Annotated in this window: 15 protein-coding genes; 9 read left to right on the top strand and 6 right to left on the bottom strand. The window is 71.0% G+C overall.

The features are described from left to right. Window positions 1–126 precede the first annotated feature (126 nt). The 4 genes from BUS84_RS06705 to BUS84_RS06720 all read right to left on the bottom strand — a co-directional run bounded on the left by BUS84_RS06705 (window position 127) and on the right by BUS84_RS06720 (window position 5,676). Window positions 127–2,682, bottom strand: coding sequence for an ABC transporter permease (locus tag BUS84_RS06705; protein ID WP_074309691.1), 2,556 nt, complete (start codon window positions 2,680–2,682; stop codon window positions 127–129). Continuing rightward, window positions 2,682–3,449 (bottom strand): ABC transporter ATP-binding protein, encoded by a 768-nt coding sequence (locus tag BUS84_RS06710; RefSeq protein ID WP_074309693.1) that lies wholly within the window; start codon window positions 3,447–3,449, stop codon window positions 2,682–2,684. The genes BUS84_RS06705 and BUS84_RS06710 overlap by 1 nt, the downstream gene beginning before the upstream one ends. Window positions 3,450–3,796: 347 nt before the next feature. Next, a complete protein-coding gene (locus BUS84_RS06715) occupies window positions 3,797–4,483 on the bottom strand; it encodes a response regulator (RefSeq protein ID WP_074312230.1) in 687 nt (228 codons plus the stop codon). 278 nt (window positions 4,484–4,761) lie between these two features. Then, complete coding sequence (locus tag BUS84_RS06720) at window positions 4,762–5,676, bottom strand: RecB family exonuclease (protein WP_074309695.1); 915 nt, start codon at window positions 5,674–5,676, stop codon at window positions 4,762–4,764. 140 nt (window positions 5,677–5,816) lie between these two features. Between BUS84_RS06720 and BUS84_RS06725 the strand changes: the two genes are divergently transcribed. The 3 genes from BUS84_RS06725 (at window position 5,817) to BUS84_RS06735 (ending at window position 8,626) form a co-directional block, all read left to right on the top strand. After that, complete coding sequence (locus BUS84_RS06725) at window positions 5,817–6,908, top strand: site-2 protease family protein (protein WP_425293441.1); 1,092 nt, start codon at window positions 5,817–5,819, stop codon at window positions 6,906–6,908. Then, window positions 6,905–7,906 (top strand): tRNA (adenine-N1)-methyltransferase, encoded by a 1,002-nt coding sequence (locus BUS84_RS06730; RefSeq protein ID WP_074309700.1) that lies wholly within the window; start codon window positions 6,905–6,907, stop codon window positions 7,904–7,906. The genes BUS84_RS06725 and BUS84_RS06730 overlap by 4 nt, the downstream gene beginning before the upstream one ends. Before the next feature lie 147 nt (window positions 7,907–8,053). Beyond that, complete coding sequence (locus BUS84_RS06735) at window positions 8,054–8,626, top strand: hypothetical protein (RefSeq protein WP_074309702.1); 573 nt, start codon at window positions 8,054–8,056, stop codon at window positions 8,624–8,626. A 53-nt stretch (window positions 8,627–8,679) separates the two neighbouring features. On the opposite strand, the gene BUS84_RS06740 is transcribed toward BUS84_RS06735, so the two are convergent. Next, entirely contained in the window at window positions 8,680–8,970 is a 291-nt protein-coding gene (locus tag BUS84_RS06740) for a ferredoxin (protein WP_074309704.1), read from the bottom strand. A gap of 178 nt (window positions 8,971–9,148) precedes the next feature. Between BUS84_RS06740 and arc the strand changes: the two genes are divergently transcribed. Then, entirely contained in the window at window positions 9,149–10,930 is a 1,782-nt protein-coding gene (gene arc, locus BUS84_RS06745; RefSeq protein ID WP_074309706.1) for a proteasome ATPase, read from the top strand. A gap of 102 nt (window positions 10,931–11,032) precedes the next feature. On the opposite strand, the gene BUS84_RS06750 is transcribed toward arc, so the two are convergent. Then, window positions 11,033–11,446 (bottom strand): GtrA family protein, encoded by a 414-nt coding sequence (locus BUS84_RS06750; RefSeq protein ID WP_074309708.1) that lies wholly within the window; start codon window positions 11,444–11,446, stop codon window positions 11,033–11,035. 108 nt (window positions 11,447–11,554) lie between these two features. Between BUS84_RS06750 and BUS84_RS06755 the strand changes: the two genes are divergently transcribed. The 5 genes from BUS84_RS06755 to BUS84_RS06775 all read left to right on the top strand — a co-directional run bounded on the left by BUS84_RS06755 (window position 11,555) and on the right by BUS84_RS06775 (window position 16,708). After that, window positions 11,555–12,088, top strand: a complete 534-nt coding sequence (locus tag BUS84_RS06755; protein ID WP_074309710.1) for an acyltransferase — start codon at window positions 11,555–11,557, stop codon at window positions 12,086–12,088. A gap of 22 nt (window positions 12,089–12,110) precedes the next feature. After that, window positions 12,111–13,214, top strand: coding sequence for a DegT/DnrJ/EryC1/StrS family aminotransferase (locus BUS84_RS06760; protein ID WP_074309711.1), 1,104 nt, complete (start codon window positions 12,111–12,113; stop codon window positions 13,212–13,214). Beyond that, window positions 13,207–14,154: a Gfo/Idh/MocA family protein gene (locus BUS84_RS06765; protein ID WP_074309714.1), complete on the top strand. Its 948-nt coding sequence runs from the start codon at window positions 13,207–13,209 to the stop codon at window positions 14,152–14,154. Before BUS84_RS06760 ends, BUS84_RS06765 begins: the two co-directional genes overlap by 8 nt. A 2-nt stretch (window positions 14,155–14,156) precedes the next feature. Next, on the top strand, window positions 14,157–15,089 hold the full coding sequence (locus tag BUS84_RS06770) for a glycosyltransferase family 2 protein (protein ID WP_074309716.1): 933 nt from the start codon (window positions 14,157–14,159) through the stop codon (window positions 15,087–15,089). A gap of 80 nt (window positions 15,090–15,169) precedes the next feature. Then, a complete protein-coding gene (locus BUS84_RS06775) occupies window positions 15,170–16,708 on the top strand; it encodes a DUF2142 domain-containing protein (protein WP_074309719.1) in 1,539 nt (512 codons plus the stop codon). Window positions 16,709–16,768 lie beyond the last annotated feature (60 nt).

Raw genomic sequence — 16,768 nt, forward strand, 5'->3', positions numbered from 1 at the left:
CCACCGCCGTTCCGCGCCGGCACGGCCATCCTGGCAGCTCGGCGTCGGCGCCAGAGGACGATTCGGCCAGGCAGATGGCACGAGACCCCGGCACCACTCGCGGCGCCGGGGTCTCGTGGTGACCGGTCAGTCGTGGGCGATCGCGCCCAGGACGTTGATCCGGGCCGCCCGGATCGCCGGGAGCACCGCGGCCACCACCCCGATGATCGCGGCGAGACCGAGGAAGACACCCATCTGCCCCCACGGCAGGATCAGGTCGGTGATCCCCTCGTCCTTGAGCGCCTCGACCACCGCTGCGCCGAGGCCGGTGCCGACCACCACGCCGAGCAGCGCGCCGAACACGGAGATCACCACCGCCTCCACGGTGATCATGCCCATGGTCTGCCCGCGGCGCAGACCGATCGCCCGCAGCAGACCCAACTCGCGGGTCCGCTCCAGCACCGACAGCGCCAAGGTGTTGATGATGCCCAGCACGGCGATCACGATGGCGAGCGCCAACAGGATCTGGATCATCGTGAGCAGCCCGTCGAGCTGACTGGTCTGCTGCTTGATGAACGCTTCCCGGTCGGCCACCGACACCTCGGGGCTGTCCGCCAGCAGCGTCTCCACCTGCGGCTGCACGTCGGCGACCCGAGTGCCGGGGGCCAACTGGATGAAGCCCTGGATGGGCTGCGGGATGGCGAAGTCCTTCGCCGCCGTCACCGGCAGCACCACCGGGTTGGTCAGCTGGGACGACTCGTAGATGCCGCTGACCGTGTACGTCCGCGCCTCGCCCCGGGTCAGCTGCACGTTCACCGTCGAGCCCACCGACAGCCCGCGGGAGGTGGCGGTGTCCGAGCTGACCAGCATCTCGGTCGGCGCGAGCCGGTCGATGTCACCGGCGGTGGGCTTGGCACCGAAGATCTGCCGCAGCGACGCGACGTCGCTGCTCGCCGCGACCCAGGTGCTCTCGCCGTTGAGCTTCGCCATGTCGCCGTACTCGCCGTCGACCATCTGCACGCCGGGCAGTGCCTTGGCCCGGTCCAGCACACCCGGGTCGAAGGACGGCGGTCGCGGGCCGCCCTGCACGCCGGAGATCACCAGCTCGGCCTTGATGGTGTCCTCGGCGAGAGCGCTGATGCTGCCCTTGGCCGAGTCGAGGATCACCGTGACGCCGGTGACCAACGCGATGCCGACCATCAGCGCCGCGGCGGTGATCGCGGTACGGCGCGGGTTGCGGCCCGAGTTCAGCCGGCCCAGCTTGCCCGGCACCGACCAGGAGAAGATCGCCCCGAGCAGGCTCACCACCGGCCGACTGATCAGCGGCGTCAGCAGCGCCACGCCGATGAAGGCGAACAGCACCCCGCCCAGGATGGTGGGCAGCGTCTGGCCACGGGCGTTGCCGCTGAGCCCGAGGAAGAGCAGCACCGCGCCGATGCCGGTGATCACCGACCCGGCGATGGTGACCTTGGTCAGTGGCCGGTCCGGAGTGGCCACGTCCTGCATGGCGGCGATCGGTGGGATCCGGGACGCCCGCAGCGCCGGCAGCAACGCCGCCACCACGGTGATCACCAGACCGACGGCGAACGAGCCGATCACCGCGGCCGCCGGCACACCGATCCCGGCGAGGGTGAGCCCACCGGCCAGCTTGCCGAACAGGAACGCCAGCAGCGCGCCCACCCCGATGCCGGCCGCCAGGCCGAGCACCGAGGCGATCAGCCCGACCGCGATCGCCTCCAGCACCACCGAGCCGATGATCTGCCGGCCGCTGGCCCCGATGGCCCGCATCAGCGCCAGTTCCCGGGTGCGCTGGGCGACGATGATCGAGAAAGTGTTCAGGATCAGGAACGTGCCCACCAGCAGCGCCACCGCGGCGAAGCCGAGCAGGATCTTGTTGAAGAAGGAGAGGCCCTCCTTCAGGCTGGCCGAGGCGTCCGCGGCCACCTGCTCGCCGGTCTTCACCTCGTAGTCCGCGCCCAGGGTGCGGGCCACGTCGTCGCGCAGCGTCTCGTGGGAGACCCCGTCGGCGGCGCGCACGGTGATGCTGCTGTACGCGTCCGGCGCGCCGAGCATCAGCCGCTGCGCCACCGGGGTGGTGAAGAAGACCTCGTTCAGCCCACCGATCGAGTCCCGGTCGCCGCTGTAACCGAGGATGCCCACCAGCGTGAAGTCCCGCTTCTTCGACTCGAACGCGGTGAGCACGCCGACCTTCTGGCCGACCTGCACCTTCGCCGCCGTCGCCAGGGACTTGTTGACGACGATCTCGTCGTCGGCCTGCGGCCCGCGCCCCTCGCGCAGCTGCAGCAGCTCGCTCTCACCGGTCCAGTTCTCACCCAGCTGCGGCGGACCGAACGAGGTGACCACCTTGCCGTTGCTGCCGATCACGCGGGCACCGTCGGCGTTGACGATGCCGGTCGCCGAAACCACCCCCGGCACCTGCTTCACTCGGTCCACCACGGCGGCGGGCACCGGAGTGGCCGTCTGCTCGCCCTCGACCTCGCTGACCTCCACCTTCGGCTTCGCCGCGACGTTCACGTCGATCTCGGAGAACCCGTCGGCGAAGACCGAGTCGAAGGAGCGGCCCAGCGTGTCGGTGAGCACGAAGGCGCCGGACACGAACATCACTCCGAGCACCACCGCCAGCCCGGACAGGATCAGCCGGACCTTGCGGGCCAGCAGACTTTTCAGTGTCGCCCGGAACATCAGTTGCCCACCTCGGCCGTGGTGTCCAGCTTCTTCATGGTGTCCAGCACCGTGTCGGCGGTCGGCTCGATCAGCTCCGAGACGATCTGCCCGTCGGCGAGGAAGACCACCCGGTCGGCGTACGCGGCGGCGGTCGGGTCGTGGGTGACCATCACGATGGTCTGGCCGTGCTCGCGCACCGAGTTGCGCAGGAAGCCGAGCACCTCCGCGCCGGAGCGGGAGTCCAGGTTGCCGGTCGGCTCGTCCGCGAAGATCACCTCGGGTCGGGAGACCAGCGCACGCGCGCAGGCCACCCGCTGCTGCTGCCCGCCGGAGAGCTGCGCCGGCCGGTGGTCCAGTCGATCCCGCAGGCCGACCGTGTCGATCACCGTGTCGTACCAGGCCGGGTCCGGCTTGCGCCCGGCGATCGACAGCGGCAGCAGGATGTTCTCCTTCGCGGTCAGCGTGGGCAGCAGGTTGAACTGCTGGAAGATGAAGCCCACCTTGTCCCGGCGCAGCTTCGTCAGCCCGGAGTCGCCCAGCCCGGTGACCGTCGTCTCACCGATCGCCACCGTCCCCCGGGTCACCGAGTCCAGGCCGGCCAGGCAGTGCATCAGCGTCGACTTGCCGGAACCCGACGGGCCCATGATCGCGGTGAACCGGCCACGCTCGAACTCCGCGCTCACCCCGCGTAGCGCGACGACCTGCGCCTCGCCGCTGCCGTACACCTTCCACACGTCGTTCGCCCGGGCCGCGGCCTGCGCCTGCTGGCCTACCGTCGCGGTCACGTCATCTACCTCTTCCGTCTCTGCCAATACGCGCCGCCCCCGCTGGTCCGGCACGTCAATCATCGGCGCTGCACGCGCCCAGCCCGTCCGCCCGCGGGGGGATCCGGCGCGGATTTCACGCTGCGGGTGCACCCCCATGCCGGCTCAGGGTTGCCCCTGACCCGACGGCCGGTCCAGGTGTTTTCCGACCGGCGGAACGCTTCCAGGGCCGGACGCTAGGGGCTGACCCCACGAGAGGGTCAACCGCGCCGAGCCATCTCTGGTCACGGTAGGTGAGCGCGGCAACCGTGCCGTCCCCCCACGGAGGGATCTGTGCGTACGCCGGGTGAGGTAGCGGTCGGCAGGGGCTACGCCCGGGGACGGACCAGCCCCGACTCGTACGCCAGCACCACCGCCTGCACCCGGTCGCGCAGCCGCAGCTTGGTCAGCACGTGCCCGACGTGGGTCTTGATGGTGGTCTCGCTGACCGACAGCGCCACCGCGATCTCGGCGTTCGACAGCCCCCGGGCCACCTGCACCAGGACCTCGCGCTCCCGGTCGGTGAGCGTGCTGAGCACGGCCGACGGTGTCGCCGCCGGGTCGGGCAGCAGGTCGGCGAAGCGATCCAGCAGCCGCCGCAGGATCCGTGGCGCCACCACCGCGTCCCCGCCGGCCACCGTGCGGATCGCCGCGATGAGCTCCTCGGCCGGCACGTCCTTGGCCAGGAACCCGCTGGCGCCGGCGCGCAACGCGCCGACGACGTACTCGTCGAGGTCGAACGTGGTCAGCACCAGCACCCGCACCGGCAGCCGGGCGTCGACGATCGCCCGGGTCGCCGTGACCCCGTCCATCCGGGGCATCCGGATGTCCATCAGCACGACGTCGGGCAGCAGCCGGCGGGACAGCTCCACCGCCTCCAGGCCGTCGCCGGCCTCCGCCACCACGTCGAGGTCACCCTCGGCGCCCAGCACCATCCGGAATCCGGTGCGCAGCAGCGGTTGGTCGTCGGCGAGCAGGATCCGCACCGGTCGCGCCGAGGCCACCCGATCGGTCATCTCGTCTCCCTGTCCCGCGCCGACGCCGTGCTGCCCGCACCGGTCATCCTCGCGCACGCCGGCCGGTGCGTCGCGGACCACCGTAGAGGTCGGCCAGCCGCCGCGTCCCGACCGGCGTGGCACCGGTCCGGTCGGTTTCCGGCCCCGGCGCGGGGCGGCCACCGGCGGGACCCGGCGCGGGGAGGTCACCGGCGGGGCCCGGCGCGAGCGGTCAGGAGGCGCCGTGATCGGCGAGAGTCGCGGTGCCGGGCGTGCGCCGCAACGGGGGCGTCCGGAGGTCAGTCGTCGGCGCCCGGCGCCGCCGGAGCGGACCGGGCGTCGCGCAGGGGATCGGCGCCGGCCACCCCGACCGGGAACGGCGGCGGGGTGCCGCCGAAACTGGGGCACAGCGCCTGGTGGCTGCACCAGTCGCAGAGACGGCTCGGCCGGGGCCGGAAATCCTGCCGGTCGGTGGCCTGCTCGATCGCCCGCCACAGCGCCACCACGGTGCGCTCGAAGCGGACCAGCTCCTCGGCGTCCGGCGCGTAGTCCAACACCTCGGCGTCGCGCAGGTAGAGCAGCCGCAGCACCTTGGGCACCACCCCCCGGGTGCGCCACAGCACCAGAGCGTAGAACTTCAGCTGGAACAGCGCCCGCGCCTCGAACGCCTCCCGTGGGGCGCCGCCGGTCTTGTAGTCGACGACCCGCAGCGCGCCGTCCGGGGCCACGTCGAGCCGGTCGAGGTAACCCCGGATCAGCAGCTCCTCGTCGACCACCGCCGAGATCAGGCTCTCCCGCTCGGCCGGCTCCAGCCGGGTGGGGTCCTCCACCGCGAAGTAGCCCTCCAGCAGCCCTGCGGCCGAGCGCAGGAACTCCACCGGGCCGGCCGGCTCCGCGCCGTCGAAGATCCCGGCCAGCTCCGGCTGCTCGGTGACCATGCGGTCCCACTGCGGGGCCACCAGGTCACCGGCGGCGGCCGGTGTGCGGCCCTGGGCGGGCAGGTCGAACAGGCGCTCCAGCACCGCGTGCACCAGGGTGCCCCGGGCTTGCTCGATGGTGGTCCGCTCGGGTAGCCGGTCGATGCTGCGGAACCGGTAGAGCAGCGGGCAGGTCTTGAAATCCGCCGCCCGCGACGGAGACAGCGAGGCCCGCACCGTCGGCGGCGCCTGCGCCGGGGAGGGGGACTGGGGGGTGGTGACCGGTTCCGCCGTCATGTCGGCAAAGGTTAGGGCACCGGTGTGACACCGACCGCCACCCGCCCCGGGTACCGCCGGTCCGTAGCATCGTCCCGATGGAGCAGACATCCCGGCCGCCGCGGCGACCCGACCGGCGCAGCGGCTTGAGCGTGGGTCGGGTGTTCGGGGTGCCTCTGCACCTCAACGGCTCGATGGTCCTGCTCGCCCTGCTGCTCGCCGTGCTGTACGCCGAGTTCGCCCGCCGGCAGCTGGACCTGCCGCAGGTCAGCGGCTACCTGATCGGCTTCGGGTTCGTGGTGTCGCTGCTCGGCTCGGTGCTGCTGCACGAGCTGGGCCACGCGCTCACCGCGCGGCGGTACGGCATCGGTGTGCGCGGGATCACCCTGGAACTGCTCGGCGGCTACACCGAGATGGACCGGGACGCCCCTTCGCCCCGGGTCGACCTTCTGGTTTCGCTGGCCGGCCCTGCGGTCTCCGCGGTGCTCGCCGTCGTCGCGGTGGCCGCCACGCTCGCCCTGCCCGAGGGCACCGTGGCCCACCAGCTCTCCTTCCAGCTCGCGTTGAGCAACGTCATCGTCGCGCTGTTCAACATCCTGCCCGGCCTGCCCCTGGACGGCGGCCGGGCGCTGCGCGCCGCGGTGTGGGGGCTGACCCGCGACCGGCATCGTGGCACCGAGGTCGCCGGCTGGGCCGGCCGTGTGGTCGCCGTCGGCACCGTGGCGCTGGTCGTGCTGCTCACCGTGGCCGACTACCTGGCGCCGTTGGCGCTGCCGCTGATGCTGCTGGTCGCGGTCACCCTCTGGCGCGGCGCCGGGCAGTCGATCCGGGCCGCCCGGGTCAGCCGCCGGTTTCCGCTGATCGACCTGTCCCGGCTGGCCCGGCCGGTCTGGCCGGTGACCACCGGCACACCGCTGTCCGAGGCCCAGCGCCGACGCGCCGAGGGTGGGCAGCCCGCTGCCGCGTTGCTGATCACGGACTCCACCGGCCGGCCGGTGGCGCTGGTCGACCCGGCCGCCGCCGAGGCGGTGCCCGCCGACCGCCGCCCGTGGCTGGCCGTGGACGCCGTCGCCCGGTCGCTGGGCACGCTCCCCGCGCTGCCGGTCGGGCTGGACGGCGAGGGGGTGATGGAGGCCGTGCAGAGCCACCCGGGCGCGCAGTACGTGGTGACGGCAGGCGAAGATGTCGTCGGCATTCTGCACATCGCGGACCTCGCGCAGGTCCTCGAACCCAACCGGAAGATGACATCGTGACCGCAACTCCCTCCACCGTCCCGGCCGACGCCGCCTCCCCGGCGCTGACACCCGTGCACCGCGGGCCGTTCCGGCCCGGCGACCGGGTACAGCTGACCGACCCGAAGGGGCGGATGCACACCGTGACGCTGGAGCCCGGCAAGGAGTTCCACACCCACCGCGGCATCCTGGCGCACGACGCGCTGATCGGGCTGCCCGACGGCAGCGTGGTGACCACCTCCGGCGGCGGTACGGCGTTCCTGGCGCTGCGGCCGCTGCTGTCGGACTACGTGCTGTCCATGCCACGCGGCGCCCAGGTGATCTACCCGAAGGACTCGGCGCAGATCGTCGCGATGGGCGACATCTTCCCCGGCGCGAAGGTCCTGGAGGCCGGCGCCGGCTCCGGCGCGCTCAGCTGCTCACTGCTGCGCGCGGTCGGCACCGAGGGGGAGCTGCACTCGTTCGAGCTGCGTGACGACTTCGCCCAGATCGCCCGGCGCAACGTCGAGGCGTTCTTCAACGGTCCGCACCCGGCCTGGCAGCTGCACGTCGGCGACGTCGCGCAGTGCCAGGAGACCGGCTTCGACCGGATCATCCTGGACATGCTCACCCCGTGGGAGACCCTCGACATGGTCGAGCGGGCGCTGGTGCCCGGCGGTGTCTTCATCGGCTACGTGGCCACCACGCCCCAGCTCTCCGAACTGGTGGAGGCGCTGCGCGAGCGTGGCGGCTGGACCGAGCCGCGGGCCTGGGAGTCGCTGGTGCGGGACTGGCACGCCGAGGGCCTCGCCGTCCGGCCGGACCACCGGATGATCGCGCACACCGCGTTCCTGGTCTCCGCGCGCAAGCTGGCTCCCGGGGTCACCGCGCCGCCCCGCCGCCGCAAGCCCAGCAAGGGCACCGAGGCGTACGTGCAGCGCCGGCAGGTGCTGCGCGAGGCGGAGGCGGCCCGGCAGGCGGCCGCCGCGCAGGCGGCGGGTGTGGAGCCCGACACGACGGGGGAGTTGGACAGGCCGTGACCATCGAGCTGGGCGGGCCGGCGTGAGCACGCGTGCGGTTGCGGGCGTCCGGGCCGGTGTGAGCGGGCGGGCGGGTGTGGGTGCGCGGGCCGACCGGGGTGGCCCGCGCCCCGGCGCCGGCGTCGCCGAGCGGGGGGAGGCGGCGGCATGAGCCGACCGGGCTACGGCGGCGGCGATCTGCCCGCGGTGTTTCCGGACTGGTCGCCCTACCAGGACCTGGAGTCGGCGGCGCGCGCCTACCTGCGCGACCCGGACGTGGCCCTGGAGGCGCTCGGCGGGGTGTTGCGCGGCGCGTCGGTGCTCGGCTTCACCCTGGAACGCTTCGTCAACGAGGTCAACGGCGTGTGGCAGGAGGTCGTGGTCTGCGACGGCAGCCGGCTGATCCTCTGGCACGGCGAGGACGTGCCGCCGACGGAGGGCCCCCCGGGGTCGATGACGTCGTCGCTGCGCGTGGTGCCGGTCTCCACCGTCACCGAGGTCGGCTGCCGTCGCCGGCTCATCCGCACCGACAGCGGCGAGATCCGGGTCGACAGCATCGACGTGTACCTGCTGCTCACCTCGCTGGACGAGGCGCCGCCGAGCGAGGAGATCGTCGGCACGCCGCGGCACGACGCGCTGCGCTTCGGCAAGACCCTCGACGACGGCGGGGCCGGGCAGATCGCCCGGTTGGAAGAGTTCGCCCGGCTGGTCGCCTCGGTGGTCGGCCGCCCGATGCTCTGAGCCGCACCCCTGGGGCCGGGGCCGCGCTGGTTGGCGGCACCCGGCGGGGTGGCTCAGTCCTCGGCGTCCGGGCCGGCGACCTCGACACCGTCGCCGCGCACGACGTGGATGCAGTCGCCCGGGCACTCCTTCGCGGAGTCGATCACCTCGAGCCGCAGGTGCTCGGGCACGTCGACCCGGCTGCCCGGCGCCATCCGCAGCTCACCGTCGGCGCCCTTGACGTACGCCAGGCCGTCGATGTCGAACTCGAACACCTCCGGCGCGTACTGCACGCACAGCCCATCGCCCGTGCAGAGATCCTGGTCCACCCAGACCTGCAACTGGTCGGTCGCGACCTCGGCCACCGGTGCACCCCCCATGTTCTCCCGTCGTACGGTCCGACGGTACCTGAACGCCGGTACCGGCCCGCCAGGCCACCCTTGGCGATCAAGGTTCGGTGACGAGGGTGTTGCGTGGGACCGAATCGGCCTCATAGCGGCTAGTGTTAGGGCAGAACGTTCAAGCCCCCCGGGGAGGTGGGACGTGGCACGCAGCGACGACGCGGACTCGCGCGCCGCACGGTGGGAGAAGGAAGCCCACGATCTCTCCACGCAGGTCGCGTTTCTTCAAGAGGAACTCGCCCTGGTGCGGCGCAAGTTGACCGAAAGCCCCCGACACGTCCGGCAGCTCGAAGAGCGGCTGGCGGCCACCCAGGCACAGTTGGCGCGGCTGACCGAGAACAACGACCGGCTGGTGAGCACCCTCAAGGAGGCTCGCACGCAGATCGTGACGCTCAAGGAGGAGATCGACCGCCTCGCACAACCGCCGAGTGGCTACGGCGTCTTCCTGGCCAGCCACGACGACGGCACGGTGGACGTCTTCACCGGCGGTCGCAAGCTGCGGGTCGCCGTCTCGCCCTCGCTTGACGTGGCCGAGCTGCGCCGTGGCCAGGAGGTCCTGCTCAACGACGCGCTCAACATCGTCGACGCGTTCGGTTACGAGCGGGTCGGCGAGGTGGTGATGCTCAAGGAGATCCTGGAGGGGCCGGGTGGCGGGCCGGGTGACCGGGCGCTGGTGGTCTCCCACTCCGACGAGGAGCGCATCGTGCACCTCGCCGAGACGCTGATCGGCTCGGCGATCCGGGCCGGCGACTCGCTCATGATCGAGCCCCGCTCGGCATACGCGTACGAGCGGATCCCGAAGAGCGAGGTCGAGGAACTGGTCCTGGAGGAGGTGCCCGACGTCGACTACACCGACATCGGTGGCCTCCAGGCGCAGATCGAGCAGATCCGCGACGCGGTGGAGCTGCCCTTCCTGCACGCGGACCTGTTCCGTGAGCACCAGCTCCGCCCACCCAAGGGCATCCTGCTCTACGGCCCGCCCGGCTGCGGCAAGACGCTGATCGCCAAGGCGGTGGCCAACTCGTTGGCCAAGAAGATCGCCGAGCGGCAGGGCAAGGAGAAGCACACCAGCTTCTTCCTCAACATCAAGGGCCCTGAGCTGCTCAACAAGTACGTCGGCGAGACCGAGCGGCACATCCGGCTGATCTTCCAGCGGGCACGGGAGAAGGCCGGCGAGGGCACCCCGGTGATCGTGTTCTTCGACGAGATGGACTCGATCTTCCGGACCCGTGGCTCCGGTGTCTCCTCCGATGTGGAGAACACGATCGTCCCGCAGCTGCTCAGTGAGATCGACGGCGTGGAGGGGCTGGAGAACGTCATCGTCATCGGCGCCTCCAACCGGGAAGACATGATCGACCCAGCGATCCTGCGCCCCGGTCGGCTCGACGTGAAAATCAAGATCGAGCGGCCGGACGCCGAAGCGGCGAAGGACATCTTCTCCAAGTACATCCTCTCCGGGCTGCCCCTGCACCCGGACGACCTGGCCGAGCACGGCGCAGACCCCCAGGCCACCGTCGCGGCGATGATCGACGCCGTGGTGCTGCGGATGTACTCGGAGACCGAGGAGAACCGCTTCCTCGAGGTCACCTACGCCAACGGTGACAAGGAAGTCCTCTACTTCAAGGACTTCAACTCGGGCGCGATGATCCAGAACATCGTCGACCGCAGCAAGAAGATGGCCATCAAGGAGTTCCTCACCTCCGGGCGCAAGGGCCTGCGCCTGCAGCACCTGCTCGACGCCTGCGTCGACGAGTTCCGGGAGAACGAGGACCTGCCCAACACCACCAACCCCGACGACTGGGCCCGCATCTCTGGCAAGAAGGGCGAGCGGATCGTCTACATCCGCACGCTCGTCTCCGGTGGCAAGGGCGCCGAGGCCGGGCGGTCCATCGAGACTGCCAGCAACACCGGCCAGTACCTGTAGGGACAGCGCTCAACCGGGGCGACGCGTTTCGACGCGTCGCCCCGGTTGACGTGGTTGATGTTCTCGCCGGTGCCCGGCGGATGGTGTCCGCTAGCGTGAGCCTCAGGCGGGGCCGTCAGTGAAGATCCACTTACGGGACACGAAGAGGTTCAGCACCGCCAGGCCCCCGGTGGTGAGCACCTTGGCGATCAGGTAGGGAAGGCCAGCCCAGGTCAGCCCCTGCACGAGGGCGACGGTCAGGGCCAGGTTGACGATCACCAGAAGCAGATACCGCCAGGCCTGACCGCCGACGTCGCCGGTCGAGCCGAACGACCAGGCGCGGTTGAGCCCGAAGTTCACCACGAACGCCACGGCGAAGGCGAGCACCGTGGCGAACGGTAGCCACACTCCCAGCACACCGTGGAACAGGTAGAGGGCGCTGGTGTCGGTGATCGCGCTGAGTCCACCGACGATCAGGAACCGAACCTCGCTGCGTCGCGTCAGGCCGGCGATCGTCGCCGTAGCCGCCGCCTTCAACGCTGATCCTTGGACGCGGACCCGCCATGTGTCGTCACGGTGGAGCACGCTATCGTCTCCCCGTCCCGCGATCGCCCCGAGACCCCCCGAAGGTGTGCAGTGACCGACATGCCGAGCGTCTCCGTCCACCCGACAGCCGAGGTGGAGGCCGGAGCCAAGGTTGGCGCCGGGACCCGGATCTGGCATTTGACCCATGTCCGGTCGACTGCTCGCATCGGCGCCGACTGCACGATCGGCCGCAACGTGTACGTCGATGCTGGGGTCGAGATCGGCGACCGAGTCAAGATTCAGAACAACGTCTCGGTCTACGTTGGCGTGACGCTCGAGGACGAGGTGTTCGTCGGCCCTAGCGCCGTCTTCACCAACGACCTCAACCCCCGGGCGCAGAACCCGGACTGGCAGGTGACCCCGACCCGAGTCCGCACCGGCGCCTCCATCGGGGCCAACGCCACGATCGTCTGCGGCACTGAGATCGGGGAGTACGCCCTGGTCGCCGCAGGTGCGGTCGTCACTCGGGACGTGCAGCCGTACCAACTCGTCGCTGGCAATCCGGCGCGGCACCTTGGCTGGGTCAACCGCAACGGCGAGGTAGTCGCCCGCGGCACCGAGCAGTTCCCCACCGATGTGCTCGAAGCGCGCTGAATCTCACAGGAGACAACCCTTCATGTCGTCTATTCCCATCACCTCGGTGGTCATCGGCCCCGAGGAGGAGGCCGCGGTCCTGTCGGTGCTGCGTTCCGGCAGGCTGGCACAGGGCCCGATGGTCGCCGAGTTGGAACGATCCTTCGCGGAGCTGTGCGGCGTCCCCCACGCCGTAGCCGTCAGCAACGGCACGGTCGCGCTGGTGGCCGCTCTCGAGGCGCTCGGCCTGCAGCCCGGCGACGAGGTGATCACCACGCCCTTCAGCTTCGCCGCGACCCTCAACGCGATCCTCGAGTCGGGGGCGACGGTCCGCTTCGCCGACATCCGCGATGACTTCACCATCGATCCGGCCAGTGTCCAGGCGCTGATCAACGACCGGACGAAGGCGCTCCTCCCGGTGCACCTCTACGGCCTGCCCGCCGACATGACGGCGCTCACCGAGATCGCCGACGCCGCGGGGCTGGCGATCGTCGAGGACGCCGCCCAGGCGCACGGCGCGCGCGTCGGAGATCGCGCGGTGGGCTCGTTCGGCGTCGGCTGCTTCTCGATGTACGCCACGAAGAACCTGCAGTGCGGCGAAGGGGGTCTCATCACCACCTCCGACGACGCCATCGCGGATCGGCTCCGGCTGCTGCGTAACCAGGGTATGCGGGTGCGTTACCAGTACGAGGCGCCGGGGCACAACTGGCGGCTGACCGACCTGCAGGCGGCGATCGCCGTGCCGCAGGTCGGCCGGTTGGCCGAGACGACGGCCCGTCGGGCCGCGAACGCCGCGCGGCTGACCGCCGGCCTTGCCGGGCTGCCCGGGCTGACCACGCCTTCGGTGCCGTCCGGACGCAGCCACGTCTGGCACCAGTACACCGTTCGTATCGGCGCCGACGCGCCGCTGAGCCGTGACGACCTCGGCAAGTGGCTGGATGAGCGGCAGATCGGCTACGGGCTCTACTACCCCCGCCTGATGCACCACTACGACTGCTACGCGGGTCACCCTCAGATCGGCACGGATGAGACCCCCCGGGCCCTGCGCGCCGCCACCGAGGCGCTCTCCCTTCCCGTCCACCAGCACCTCGTCGACGACGACATCGACCAGGTGATCGAGGCAGTGCGAGGTGCCTTCAATGACTAAGTTGGCGATCATCGGCGCCGGCATCATGGGCGCGAACCACGGGCGCGTCGCCCGGGCGACGCCGGACGTCACCGTCACCATGGTCTGTGACCCGGACCCGCAGCGGGCGGCCACCCTGGCGAAGGCCATCGGCGCGCAGTACACCACCGACCTGGACGAGGCGTTGGCGGGCGCGGACGCGGCCGTCCTGGCGACGCCGAGCGAGACGCACGGCGAACTGGGCGAACGGATCCTGCGCAGCGGCCGTGACCTGCTCGTCGAGAAGCCGATCGCGACCTCCGTCGCCGACGCGCGGCGCCTGATCGAGGTGGCGGAGAAGCACGACCGCATCCTGATGGTCGGCCACGTGGAGCGGTTCAACCCCGCCGTGACGGAGCTTCTCCAGCTGGTGGACGACCCGCTGTCGCTGGAGATCACGCGGGTCGGCCCGTTCTCGAACCGCGCGCTCGCCGACGTCCTGCTGGATCTGATGATCCACGACGTCGACCTGGCCCGGACGGTGGCCGGATCGGAGATCGTCGCGCACCGCTCGGCGACCCGGGTCGTCCGCTCCTCGGAGCAGGACCTGGCCTTCGCCCTGCTGATGTTCGAGAACGGCATGATCGCGAACATCACGGCGAGCCGGATCAGCCAGAACAAGATCCGCCGCGTCACCCTCACCCAGCGCAACGACTGCGTCATCGCCGACCTGCTGCGCCAGCAGGTCGAGGTGCACCGGATCGAGCACTCCGAGTTCCTCTCCGAGGGCGGCGTGCGCTACCGGCAGAGCGGTCGGGTCGAGATCCCCTTCCTGTCCCAGCACGGCGAGCCGCTGATGCACGAGCTCCGGCACTTCGCCGACTGCGTCGTCAATCGTCGCCGCCCCGCGGTGACCGGCGAGGATGGCCTCGCCGCGCTCGAGATCTGCCTCGCCATCCGCGACACGGCACTGGTCGGCTGAGCGTGTACAAGGGGAAAAAGATCGCGGCGGTGGTGCCCGCGTACAACGAGAGCAAACTGATCGGCAAGACGATCATCACGATGCCCGATTTCGTGGACTTCATCGTGGTGATCAACGACCGTTCCACCGACGACACCTCGGCCCGCGCCCGAGCCGTCGGGGATCCCCGCGTTGTGGTCATCGACCACGAGAAGAACACCGGGGTCGGCGGGTCGATCATGGACGGGCACGAGCGGGCCCTGGCCCTGGGCGCCGACATCAACGTCGTGATGGCCGGCGACGCCCAGATGGACCCCGCTTACCTGCCGGCGCTGCTCGACCCGATCTGCGACGACGGCTACGAGTTCACCAAGGCGAACCGCTTCTTCTCCCGCACGTCGTTCGCCAACATGCCGGTCGTACGGATGCTGGGTAGCGTCGCCCTGTCCTTCGCCACCAAGGTCGCCAGCGGCTACTGGAACCTCTTCGACCCGCAGAACGGCTACACGGCGCTGGCCCGTCCGGCCCTGCTGCGGCTCAACGTCGCCGCGGTGGCCCGGGGCTACGAGTTCGAGAACGATCTGCTGATCTGGCTCAACATCGCCAACGTCCGAGCCAAGGACGTTCCGGTCCCCGCCAGCTACGGCGAGGAGGTGTCGACGATGCGCATCCACCGGGTGGCCCCCCGCATCGCCAGCCTCCTGTTCCGCGGCTTCTGGCGGCGGATGCTGCTCAAGCACGTGCTGGCCTCGTTCTCCGCCGTGGCGCTGCTCTTCTTCACGGGCCTGTTCCTCGTGCTGCTCGGCTCCGCCTGGGGAATCTGGGTGCTGGCGGAGACGCTCGGCCCACCGGTCGCCACCACCGGTAGTGTCCTGCTCTGCGTCGGGCCGTTGCTGACCGGCACCCACATGCTGCTCTCCGCGCTCACCCTCGACATCCAGTCGACGCCGGACTGATCCGCACCGGAGGCCCCCGGGACCGTTCCACACCCTTGGAAGGCACGCAGAGAACCGCGATGGCGACGACAGAACCTCCTGTGGCCGGCGACCGAGCCGTCCCCGGCCTCCGGCGCGTCTGGATCCTCGCGTTCGTCGGATTCCTGCTGATCTTCGGCGCCTGGTCGGCGGCCGCTCCCTACGACGGCACCCCGGACGAGCGGGAGCACGTCGTACGCGCCGCCGGCGTGGCGGCGGGGCAGATCGCCCCGCCGCCGGCCGCGGCCAAGAAGGGCTCGGGGGCCTTCCAGCGCGTCCCCGCCGGCCTGGTCAGGGCGCAGTGCTGGCAGTTCAAGCCGCAACGCTCGGCCGCGTGCGCGGTCCCGCCGGGCAGCGACGACACCCTGGTCCGAACGGGCACCGGCGCCGGCCGGTACCACCCCGTCTACTACGCCGTGGTTGGCTGGCCACTCACCATCTGGCCAGGCTGGTCCGGGGTGCTGCTCGCGAGGCTGATCAGCGCAGCCATCTCCGCGGCGCTGCTGGCCGGTGCGTTCGTCGTGGCGGTGAAGTGGTCCCGGCGTCGTCTGATGGTCGGTGGGCTGCTCGTCGCCGTCACCCCGATGGCCGCCCAGATGGCGAGCGCCGTCAACCCCAACGGAGTGGAGATCGCCGCCGGCGCGGCGTTCTTCGCCGCCGTCATCCCGCTGCTGCTGGACCGCCGACCGCGGCCGCACCGCGGGCTGCTGCTGCTGGCCGGCATCAGCGGCCTGCTGCTCGCGATGCTCCGTCAGACCGGGCCACTCCTGCTGGCCACCGCGTTCGTCGCCTTCGCCTTCCCGTGGCGTCAGAGCAACCTCGGTCGACTGCTGCGGGAACGGGCGGTGCGGTGGTGGGGCGCCGCGATCGTCGTCGCGGTCCTCACGGCGCTCGCCTGGGGCGTGGCGATGAAGACCTCCGACCTCGGCACCTACGGCGGCAACGTGTACACCTACGGCCAGGCCGCCTTCGCCGAGGCCGACCGGTGGCGCGGGTACCTCGACCAGATGGTCGGTGTCACGTCCTGGCTGGACACCCGGATGCCCGCCCCGGCCTACCTGATCTGGCAGTTCCTGGCCGCGGCGCTGGTGGTCGGGGCGTTCGTCTTCGGCCGGCTGGTCGATCGTTGGCGGCTGCTCGTCCTGTTCGTCGGCGGTGTCGTCGTGCCCTCCGCGATGCAGGTGGCCCTGGTCAAGCAGACCGGATTCGTCACCCAGGGCCGCTACATGCTGCCGATACTCGCCGGGATGCTGCTGTTCGCCGCCTACGTCTGGGAAGAGCGTGGCCTCGACGCCGCCCGCAGCCGCACCCTGGTCCGGCTCAGCATCGTCCTGCTTCTGCCGATCCAACTGTTCACGTTGATCTTCACGATGGTGCGCTGGCAAAACGGGCTGCCCCGGTACCTCACCTTCCGCACGCTCAACCCGTTCGCTGGCGACTGGCACCCGCCACTCGGCTCGATTACACCCCTGGTGGCGAGCGTGCTCGGTCTCGTCCTGCTCGGCGGCCTGGCGTGGTGGGTGTCGTCGCGTCCTCTCGCCGAGACTGGCGAACCGGCGTCCCCGGACGTCGTGCAGCCGCCAGCGGTGGGCCTCCGCTGATCGCCGGCCGAACCCGCCCGTGGCCGGTGCGGGCGTCAGCGTCGGTTGCGGACTAGGCTG

The organism is Micromonospora cremea (assembly GCF_900143515.1).
Taxonomy (GTDB): Bacteria; Actinomycetota; Actinomycetes; order Mycobacteriales; family Micromonosporaceae; genus Micromonospora; species Micromonospora cremea.

Bases quoted from the DNA above. Each gene is read 5' to 3' on its own strand.
- BUS84_RS06735 (WP_074309702.1), top strand. From the start codon at position 8,054: ATGAGCCGACCGGGCTACGGCGGCGGCGATCTGCCCGCGGTGTTTCCG.
- BUS84_RS06765 (WP_074309714.1), top strand. From the start codon at position 13,207: ATGACTAAGTTGGCGATCATCGGCGCCGGCATCATGGGCGCGAACCAC.
- BUS84_RS06755 (WP_074309710.1), top strand. From the start codon at position 11,555: ATGCCGAGCGTCTCCGTCCACCCGACAGCCGAGGTGGAGGCCGGAGCC.
- BUS84_RS06715 (WP_074312230.1), bottom strand. From the start codon at position 4,483: ATGACCGATCGGGTGGCCTCGGCGCGACCGGTGCGGATCCTGCTCGCC.
- BUS84_RS06705 (WP_074309691.1), bottom strand. From the start codon at position 2,682: ATGTTCCGGGCGACACTGAAAAGTCTGCTGGCCCGCAAGGTCCGGCTG.
- BUS84_RS06720 (WP_074309695.1), bottom strand. From the start codon at position 5,676: ATGACGGCGGAACCGGTCACCACCCCCCAGTCCCCCTCCCCGGCGCAG.
- BUS84_RS06760 (WP_074309711.1), top strand. From the start codon at position 12,111: ATGTCGTCTATTCCCATCACCTCGGTGGTCATCGGCCCCGAGGAGGAG.